The sequence below is a fragment of the Pseudomonas sp. NPDC088885 genome (assembly GCF_044750025.1).
GTDB classification, from domain to species: Bacteria; Pseudomonadota; Gammaproteobacteria; order Pseudomonadales; family Pseudomonadaceae; genus Aquipseudomonas; species Aquipseudomonas rustica.
On sequence record NZ_JBIVJB010000174.1, the window covers coordinates 1 to 4,591 of the forward strand.

Consider the following 4,591-nt stretch of genomic DNA (forward strand, 5'->3'; position numbering starts at 1 on the left):
TATCCGCCTGCAGGTTACGGTACGAACGGCGCCTATGCCGGGGGAGCGGCTTCGGCCCCTGCCTCGGCACAAGGCATGCTGTTCAACCAATTGCAACAGATGCAGGATCAGATCTCGCGCCAGCAAGGCGTGATTGAAGAACTGCAAAATCAGGTTGCGCGCATGAAGCAGGAATCCCTGGAGCGATACCAGGATCTTGATCGGCGCATAGGATCCGGTGCTGCACCTGCCGCGACTCCCGAGAATTCTTCTGCCGGTGGCGACGCAAGCGCTGCTGCCGGTGCTGCCGCTGGTGCAGGGGCTGCTGCTGCAGCAACCCAGGCCCCGGCTGCGGGTAGCGAACCGGCTGATCCGGCCAAAGAAAAGCTGTATTACGATGCCGCTTTCGACCTGATCAAAGCCAAGGATTTCGACAAGGCCAGCCAGGCTTTTGCCGCTTTCCTGCGCAAATACCCGAACAGCCAATACGCGGGCAACGCCCAGTACTGGTTGGGCGAAGTCAACCTGGCCAAAGGCGATCTGCAAGGTGCAGGTCAGGCTTTCGCCAAGGTTTCGCAGCTGTATCCCAAGCACGCCAAAGTGCCGGATTCGCTGTACAAGCTGGCTGATGTAGAGCGCCGCCTTGGTCACACCGACAAGGTCAAAGGCATTCTGCAGCAGGTGGTGGCCCAATATCCGGGTACCTCCGCCGCTCAGTTGGCCCAACGCGACCTGCAACGCATGTAAGGCCGTTTGACCTTTCAAGAAGAAACCCGCGCTTGTCGCGGGTTTTTTCGTTAGAATTCACGCCCTTTTTCTGAAACACGCTTCTTGCGGTCTACGCGTTGGCGGGATTGCCTGAAGTGCCTGACGGAGGCGGACAGCCTGTTTAGCTGTTACGCCCGTGGCGACTATGCAAGACACATTGAGAATCACCGAAGTTTTCTACTCTTTGCAGGGGGAAACGCGGACTGCCGGGCTGCCCACTGTTTTTGTGCGCCTGACCGGTTGCCCTTTGCGTTGCCAATACTGCGACAGCGCCTATGCGTTCAGTGGCGGCACCGTGCGCAGCCTCGACGACATCCTCGAGCAAGTGGCCGGATTTCGTCCGCGCTACGTTTGTGTCACCGGCGGTGAGCCGCTGGCGCAACCCAATGCCATTCCTCTGCTTAAACAGTTGTGTGATGCCGGTTACGAGGTCTCGCTGGAAACCAGCGGCGCCCTCGACGTCTCGGCGGTCGATTCGCGCGTCAGTCGCGTGGTTGACCTGAAAACGCCGGGTTCGAAAGAAGCCCATCGCAACCGTTACGAAAATATCGAATTGCTGACTCCCAACGATCAGGTGAAGTTTGTCATCTGCTCGCGGGAAGACTATGACTGGGCGGTATCGAAACTGATTCAGTACGGGCTTGATCGACGTGCGGGCGAAGTGCTGTTTTCGCCAAGTCATCATGACCTCAATGCCAGGGATCTGGCGGACTGGGTGGTGGCAGACAACCTGCCAGTGCGGTTGCAACTGCAGCTGCATAAATATCTATGGAATGATGAGCCGGGGCGCTGATATGACTGAACAACTGAACACTAACGAAAAACGTGCGGTAATCCTGCTGTCCGGTGGTCTCGACTCGGCAACGGTCGTGGCCATGGCCCGTGCTGAGGGTTACGCCTGCTACACCATGAGCTTCGACTACGGTCAGCGCTCCCACGCCGAATTGCACGCCGCTGCACGCGTCGCCCGCGATTTGGGTGTGGTCGAGCACAAAGTGATTGGCCTGAACCTGAACGGCATGGGCGGCTCGGCCCTGACCGACACCAGCATCGACATTCCGGAAGAACTCGGCGAAGGCATTCCGGTGACCTACGTGCCGGCACGTAACACCGTGTTCCTGTCGTTGGCATTGGGTTGGGCAGAAGTGCTTGGCGCGCGCGACATCTTTATCGGTGTCAACGCGGTGGACTATTCCGGTTACCCGGATTGCCGTCCCGAGTTCATCGAGTCGTTCGAGCGCATGGCCAACCTGGCAACCAAGGCTGGCGTGGAAGGCAATGGCTTCCGCATCCAGGCGCCGTTGCAGAACCTGAGCAAGGCGCAGATCGTCCAGGCCGGCGTGAAGCTGGGCGTTGATTATGGTCTCACCGTTTCCTGCTATCAGGCCGACGATGAAGGCCGCGCGTGCGCCAAATGCGACAGCTGCCGCCTGCGTGCGGAAGGCTTCGCGGCCGCTGGTGTGGACGACCCAACACCTTATTTTTGATTATTTTCAAAAAGGTGTTGAATAGTCCTTAAAAATCAGTATTATACGCGCCACCACACAGCGGGTCGTTAGCTCAGTTGGTAGAGCAGTTGGCTTTTAACCAATTGGTCGTAGGTTCGAATCCCACACGACCCACCATTTTTGGCGGTTTAGAAAATCCGGAAGGCCCACGCAAGTGAGGATTTCCGGGTTTTTTTTTGCCTGCAATTCGGCCCCGCGTCGTTTCAGTGTCAGCAGCGCTGACGCAGGTCAGAATGATCTTTTGTATCAACGGGATATTCTGTAGCCTTGCGCAGCTTCAATGCTGTCCGTGCCTGATAATACTCACTCTCCCGGCGGTACCCTCAAGCGGTCCGGAGCCGGGTGTATACTCGACTTTCGCGCGAACGCGCCTGCAGGTCTTGCGAACCTGACGCAGATTTCCGAACGCCTTCTGGTTCAAGCCCACCTCGATGCCAAGCAGCCCAAACCGCTGACGGCTGAGGAAGAGGCTTATTACCGTGCCGCCATCGCCGCCGAGCTCAAGGCTCAGGACGCGGTGCTGGTTGCCCACTTTTATTGCGACCCGGTGATTCAGGCTCTGGCCGAAGAAACCGGTGGTTGCGTGTCCGACTCCCTGGAAATGGCGCGCTTCGGCAACGCCCACCCGGCCAAGACCGTGGTGGTCGCCGGCGTGAAGTTCATGGGCGAGACCGCGAAGATTCTCAACCCGGAAAAACGCGTGCTGATGCCGACGCTTGAGGCGACCTGCTCGCTGGATCTGGGTTGCCCGGTCGATGAGTTCTCGGCGTTCTGCGATCAGCACCCGGAGCGTACGGTGGTGGTCTACGCCAACACCTCTGCTGCTGTTAAAGCCCGGGCCGACTGGGTGGTGACATCGAGTTGCGCGCTGGAGATCGTCGAAAGCCTGATGGACAACGGCGAGACGATTATCTGGGGCCCTGACAAGCACCTGGGGACGTACATCCAGCGCAAGACTGGCGCCGACATGCTGTTGTGGGACGGTGCCTGTATCGTCCACGAGGAGTTCAAGTCCAAGCAGCTCGAAGACATGAAAGCGTTGTACCCGGACGCCGCGATTCTGGTGCACCCGGAGTCACCGACCTCGGTGATCGAGCTGGCAGACGCCGTGGGTTCGACCAGTCAGCTGATTGCCGCTGCACAGTCGTTGCCGAACAAGACGCTGATCGTTGCGACCGACCGTGGCATCTTCTACAAGATGCAGCAGCTGTGCCCGGACAAGGTCTTCATCGAGGCGCCAACCGCCGGTAACGGCGCAGCTTGCCGCAGTTGCGCACATTGCCCGTGGATGGCCATGAACACCCTTGAGCGCACGCTGAAGAGCTTGAAGGAAGGCACGAACGAGATCTTTGTCGATCCGGCGCTGATTCCGCAGGCGATTCGTCCGTTGAAGCGCATGCTCGACTTCACCCAGGCAGCACGGATGAAGCTCGCCGGTAACGCGTAGCATCTTCCAGGCCACGCAAATCAAATGTGGGAGCGGGCTTGCTCGCGAAAGCGGCGTATCAGTCACCATTGAAATTGACTGATACGACGCCTTCGCGAGCAAGCCCGCTCCCACATTGGTATTCGGCGTCTGGAAGTTATTTGGTCTTTTTCGGGATTCGTACGAGGCGCGTATCCGAATAGATGTCATGCCACGTGCGTTTCTGCTTGTCGTACAGCGACCAGAAGAAACCCAGCCCCACGCACAGCCACGACGCAATCGACACCATAAACCGCAACAGTGCCTGCCACAGGCTGATCGCTGTACCGTTTGCGTTCTGCACGCGAATCCCCCACACCTGCATGCCCAGTGTCTGCCCGCCATGTGTCCAGAACTTGGCGAAGAAGGCGAACAACACCAATAGCAGGACGGTGGAATACAGCGGATCGCCGTCCATTTTTCCGGCATCGGTCAGCACGCGCAGGCGTTCTTCGCCGATGATCGCGGCCTGGATCAGTTTGTAAATGAAACCGGTGACGATCAACAGTGCCGTGCACAGCAGAAAGTCATAGAACATCGCGGCCAGACGACGGCCCAGGCCAACGGCAGGAAAATCGCCCTGGGGAGTGAGCAGGTTTTTCGACATGGCAGCCTCTGGACGCGAAAGGAAGCGCCATTTTACGGGTTCGCGCGCACAAAAAAGCCCCTGATATCAATATCAGGGGCTTTTTCGTTACAGAAGATTAGGCTTCTGCTTGTACTTCGTCAGCCTGCATGCCTTTCTGGCCTTGCACAGCAACAAAAGTCACTTTCTGGCCTTCTTTCAGGCTCTTGAAGCCGTTGCCCTGAATGGCGCGGAAATGCACGAACAGATCCGGACCGCTTTCTGGAGTGATAAAACCAAAACCTT

The 4,591-nt window shown here is 58.0% G+C and carries 6 protein-coding genes and 1 tRNA gene; 5 read left to right on the forward strand and 2 right to left on the reverse strand.

Going from position 1 to position 4,591, the window contains the following annotated elements; genetic code table 11:
- The 5 genes from ybgF to nadA all read left to right on the forward strand — a co-directional run.
- A partial coding sequence (gene ybgF / locus ACIP1X_RS27835; RefSeq protein WP_400755874.1) for a tol-pal system protein YbgF occupies positions 1–726 on the forward strand: 726 nt, incomplete at its 5' end.
- 166 nt (positions 727–892) lie between these two features.
- Positions 893–1,540, forward strand: a complete 648-nt coding sequence (queE, locus tag ACIP1X_RS27840; protein WP_400755875.1) for a 7-carboxy-7-deazaguanine synthase QueE — start codon at positions 893–895, stop codon at positions 1,538–1,540.
- A 1-nt stretch (position 1,541) separates the two neighbouring features.
- The gene (queC, locus tag ACIP1X_RS27845; RefSeq protein ID WP_053123071.1) at positions 1,542–2,234 is read left to right on the forward strand and encodes a 7-cyano-7-deazaguanine synthase QueC; all 693 of its coding nucleotides are present in this window, start codon (positions 1,542–1,544) and stop codon (positions 2,232–2,234) included.
- 62 nt (positions 2,235–2,296) lie between these two features.
- Positions 2,297–2,372 (forward strand) — tRNA-Lys (locus tag ACIP1X_RS27850).
- Positions 2,373–2,643: 271 nt separating this feature from the next.
- Positions 2,644–3,702 carry a quinolinate synthase NadA gene (nadA, locus tag ACIP1X_RS27855; RefSeq protein WP_008080237.1) on the forward strand — a complete coding sequence of 353 codons (1,059 nt, stop codon included), beginning with the start codon at positions 2,644–2,646 and terminating at the stop codon, positions 3,700–3,702.
- Between the two features lie 136 nt (positions 3,703–3,838).
- Here nadA and ACIP1X_RS27860 read toward each other — a convergent pair whose 3' ends face one another.
- Both ACIP1X_RS27860 and ACIP1X_RS27865 read right to left on the reverse strand, forming a co-directional pair.
- Positions 3,839–4,327, reverse strand: coding sequence for an RDD family protein (locus ACIP1X_RS27860; protein WP_400755876.1), 489 nt, complete (start codon positions 4,325–4,327; stop codon positions 3,839–3,841).
- A 97-nt stretch (positions 4,328–4,424) separates the two neighbouring features.
- The coding region (locus ACIP1X_RS27865) for a cold-shock protein (RefSeq protein WP_400755877.1) at positions 4,425–4,591 on the reverse strand (167 nt) is incomplete at its 5' end.